This window comes from Leptolyngbya sp. FACHB-711 (assembly GCF_014695615.1).
Classification (GTDB): Bacteria; Cyanobacteriota; Cyanobacteriia; order Elainellales; family Elainellaceae; genus Leptolyngbya_A.
In genome coordinates this window covers 1-4,243 of the sequence record NZ_JACJOR010000272.1, presented here as the reverse complement: position 1 = coordinate 4,243, position 4,243 = coordinate 1, and the positions used below count along the sequence as shown (strand labels likewise).

Sequence of the window (4,243 nt, the reverse complement as noted above, 5' to 3'; positions counted from 1 at the left end):
CTCGTCCCCCTGAATATGAGAACCTGACCACAGCAGCGCAACCAGACGATCGCCTGCTGTTGCCCAGGTATGTCGAGAACGCAGGGCATGATTAATGGCTGATTTGGTTAGGGATGGCGCAATGACCCCTGTCAAACCACCGTTTACACCAAAGACGGCTGTACCCGGGACGCCGCCGCCACACCGTCCTCGATGCTCATCTCCATTGGCAGATACACCAACCTTATAGCCTCGACGAATTGCATCTTGATAAAACCAGGGAAAATGTCCCCAAGCAGAACCAATTTCAATGAGCCGTTCTAACTGGGGGTGATGCCAGTCTAAAATGGCACGTCGTCCGCCGACATGAGGAATCAGCAAATGTTGCTCTGGATCGTGAATGTAAGCTGCAAACAGCCGATCGACGGGCCAAGCCCCAGGGACTAATTCCTGTCCCTTCATTTCTTCATTCCACTCAAACGATCGCACTTGGTTACCCTGAGGATCGTAGGGAAATCGCACTTCATTCCCTAAGAAAATCACATTGCGATCGCCGCCAGCAGCAGAATTGCCACACCATTCTGTTCCGGGATAGCAGAGGAATTTGCCTTCTTCGGTAATCTCTCGACATTGTTTTACATCACCCTGCCACCGTTCTTTGGTGATGTTAAAGTCGTTTGCGGTGTAGCCTAAAATATCTAATCCGGCAACATCTCGACCATAGGTGAAATTGTATTCAGTGCTATTGGTTCCGACCGTGTTATTGGAATGTACATGCAGATCAGCAAAAAACGCACGCGGATAAGCCAGATCAGACTCTACAGTGACAGGCGTTAAATTGCTCTGCAAACTTGTTCCACTTAAAGTTGCTTGAAATCGCGTTTCTTCGATCGCTTCCAACGTCAGATCTGTTTTGGCAACTGCCCATCCTTGCTTTGGAAAGTTCAGTTCTTGCTCGACGATCGCTCCAGCTGTACTTTGCTGGATTAACTTCAGCGGTTTGCCTAAGTTCCAGCAGGTATTGCCCCAACGGTCTTCAGCACGAATTCTGAGAGGAAAAGCTGTTCCTGCCCTAACCAATCGAGGGCTAATGACTGCCAGTTTCGCAGGTGCTCCAGGTACAATATCCACCACAACATCTCCTGGAATTGCGGCAAAGCGAGAAGTGCCAACCGGATCGATATAAGCACGAAAGCGGAAGTCTTGCTCGACAAAGGTTTGAACTCGGGTTCCAGGTCCTCCAGCCCGCCGATCGCCCAAGCGAATCAGGATGTGGTCTCCGGGTTTAAGATAGCCATCTACAATGTCAATAATGATCGCTTTTTGAAAAGGGCGTTCATGTCCTTTTTGATCAAATCGAACCTTGAGCGATTGCACGGTAGCAGGGCTTTCCCCCGGAAGCGAGGGTCGAGCCTGATATTCCGCAGAAATATAGTTTGCAGCTAAAGGGTCTTCAGTTTGAAACAGTCCCCAGTCTGAATAGAACTTAAATGTCACCTTGATCCAGGCACCATCTGCAATTCCAGACGCACCAACCTCATAATCGAGCAGGATTTCTTGCCAGCTTCCAGCTTCGATCGTCTGAGTTGGGCAGCGTAGTTGTCCTAGAAAAGGTAGCGTACTGACATATTCCAAATATCCTTGAGGATGAACATATTCCCCCAAGCCATTCAACGTTTCGTCCACAATATCGTTCCTTTGGTCAGCTAATTTTTAGGTATTGAAGTATGTGCTGATGTTTGCAGCTTATCGGTCGTCCGCAATAATTCCTGGACAACTAGAGTCAGTAATGCCAAAAGGGCAAGTAGCGAAGCACAGGCAAAGGCAGCAACAGTCTGATATTCGGTGTAAACCTGTTCAACATGCAGCGTTAGCGTATTTGTTTCCCGAATTAGCTTCCCGGAGACAACTGAAACCGCCCCAAACTCGCCGATCGCCCTAGATGTGCAGAGAATGACGCCATACAGCACTGCCCACCGAATTGAGGGAAATGTAATGCGCCAGAAGGTTTGCCAGGCATTTGCCCCCAGGGTTTGTGCAGCTTCTTCCGCTTCGATTCCCATACTTTGAAAAACTGGCAGCACTTCCCGCGCTACAAAGGGCAATGTCACAAACAGAGTTGTGAGGATCATGCCGGGTAACGCAAAAATGATTTTTAGATTGCTTGCCTCTACCCAACTGCCAAAGATGCCTGCCGTAGGACTGTAGAGCAGAATAAACATTAACCCCACCACCACAGGCGAAATCGCAAGGGGTAAGTCTAGTAACCCTATCAGAATTGGCTTACCCGGAAATTGGTAGCGTACCAAAATCCAAGCGATCGCAATCCCAAAGACAGTATTGACTGGCATCGTGACCAACGCAATTGTCAACGTCAAAGCGATCGCGTGTTGGGCTTCAGGAGTGGTAATGCCTTCCCAATAAGCAGTGATGCCGCTGGCAAACGCCTGGTAAAACACCGTTAGTAAGGGAAAGAGAACAACGATTGCCAGAAATGACAATCCTAAACCAATCAGAAGATAGCGCCCCCAAGGGAGCTGTTGCAACCGCAGAGCAATCTGTTTGGGTTGAGGTAAGCTAAGGGTCATATCGCCGAGTCCACCATTGCAGCAGATTAATACAGACCAGGACAATGAGCGAAACAATGAGCAAGACGATCGCAACGGCGGTTGCCCCGCTATAGTCATACTCCTCTAAACGACGGTAAATATAGACGGAGCTAATCATCGTTTCGTAAGGAATATTGCCTGAAATTAAGACAACGACTCCATACTCACCAACGCCTCTTGCAAAGGCAAGCGTAAAGCCCGTGAGGATTGCCGGCAGCAACTGTGGAAAAATGACTCGCCAAAATACTTGTCGATCGTTTGCTCCCAAGACATGGGCAGCTTCCTCCACTTCTGGCTCTAGCTCCATCAAGACAGGCTGTACAGCTCGCACCACAAAAGGCAGCGTCACAAAAACTTTGGCAAACACGACGCCTATCACCGAAGAAGTTAGGTTGATGGATTGAAACCCCAGTTGTTGCAGCCCGTCTCCTAAAGCCGTTCCAGGGTTGAGGTAGCGACCCACCATTCCATCTGGACCATAGAGAGATAACAGGGCAATCCCTGCCACCACAGCAGGCATAGCAAACGGTAAATCGACCAAGCCATCGGCAAATCGCTTACCAGGAAAGTCATACCGCACCAGAATCCAGGCAAGAATCAACCCAAACACACTGTTAATAAGCGCTGCCAAAATCGCTGCGGAAAAAGACAGCGTATAGGCTTCGATTGCCACCGGAGCCGTAATGACTTGCCACAACTCCTGCCACGGACGCTGAGAGGCTTGTAGAAAGATGACGCCTAACGGCAGCAGCAGAATAAAGCTGAGATAAGTGAGCACCAGCCCAGAAAACAATGCCCGACCTGCAACTTGGGAGGTAGGAATCGTCCGAGTCGCCATGCCTATTGTTTACCTGCTGCTTGAGCCGCATCAAATAAGCCACCATCTGCAAACAAGTTTTTGTTGACGGCTTGCCATCCGCCAAAATCCGCGATCGTGTAGAGCTTGTCTACAGGCTTATACTGGCTAGACTTTGTGGCATAGGCTTGTTTATCGATCGGACGATACCCGGCTTGGGCAAAAATTTCTTGTGCCTTCGGGGTAAATAAAAACGCTGTAAACGCCTCTGCAACTTCCCGTGTGCCGCGCTTGTCAACAGTTTTGTCAATGACAGTTACTGGAAAATCAACCTGAATATTGTCAGTTGGAACAATATAGGGATAATCATCAGGAATGGCATCGTTAGTGAAAATAATCTCATTCTCAAACGTAACCAGCACATCCCCAATTTTGTTTTTGACAAAGGCATCTGATGCTTCTCGTCCACTGCTCACGAGTGTTTTGATATTTCTAGCAAAGCCGTTTAGATAAGCGTTTGCTGCTGCTTCACCTTCACTCTTCGCTAACGCACCATAGCCCGCTAAAATACCCCACCGAGCATTCCCAGAAGTCTGAGGGTTAATTGCCACGATCGATACCCCATCTTTTGCCAGGTCTCGCCAATCGCGGATCTGCTTCGGATTACCAGGACGGGTAACTAACACCATGACGGTGCTAGCAGGAGAAGCTTGATTCGGTAAACGTTTACTCCAATCAGTAGCAACAAATCCCTTTTCCACAAGCGGGTCAACATTACTTTGGATATTCTGAGCCAAAACATCTGCTTCTAACCCTCCCAAAATAGCTCTCGTTTGAGCACCGGAAGCTCCATAAGACT

General features: G+C 48.7%; 4 protein-coding genes. All 4 read right to left on the bottom strand.

The window, feature by feature from the left end; translation table 11 throughout:
* On the bottom strand, positions 1 to 1,665 hold a 1,665-nt coding region (locus tag H6F80_RS10745; protein WP_190791552.1), incomplete at its 3' end, for a hypothetical protein.
* A 20-nt stretch (positions 1,666 to 1,685) separates the two neighbouring features.
* Complete coding sequence (gene cysW, locus H6F80_RS10740) at positions 1,686 to 2,567, bottom strand: sulfate ABC transporter permease subunit CysW (RefSeq protein ID WP_190791551.1); 882 nt, start codon at positions 2,565 to 2,567, stop codon at positions 1,686 to 1,688.
* Positions 2,557 to 3,426: a sulfate ABC transporter permease subunit CysT gene (gene cysT, locus H6F80_RS10735; protein ID WP_190791550.1), complete on the bottom strand. Its 870-nt coding sequence runs from the start codon at positions 3,424 to 3,426 to the stop codon at positions 2,557 to 2,559. Before cysT ends, cysW begins: the two co-directional genes overlap by 11 nt.
* A gap of 2 nt (positions 3,427 to 3,428) precedes the next feature.
* Positions 3,429 to 4,243: sulfate ABC transporter substrate-binding protein (locus H6F80_RS10730; RefSeq protein ID WP_190791549.1), on the bottom strand; the 815-nt coding region annotated here is incomplete at its 5' end.

What these genes read in the sequence shown, in the direction of transcription:
- cysT (WP_190791550.1), bottom strand. Translation starts at nt 3,426, where the DNA reads ATGGCGACTCGGACGATTCCTACCTCCCAAGTTGCAGGTCGGGCATTG.
- cysW (WP_190791551.1), bottom strand. Translation starts at nt 2,567, where the DNA reads ATGACCCTTAGCTTACCTCAACCCAAACAGATTGCTCTGCGGTTGCAA.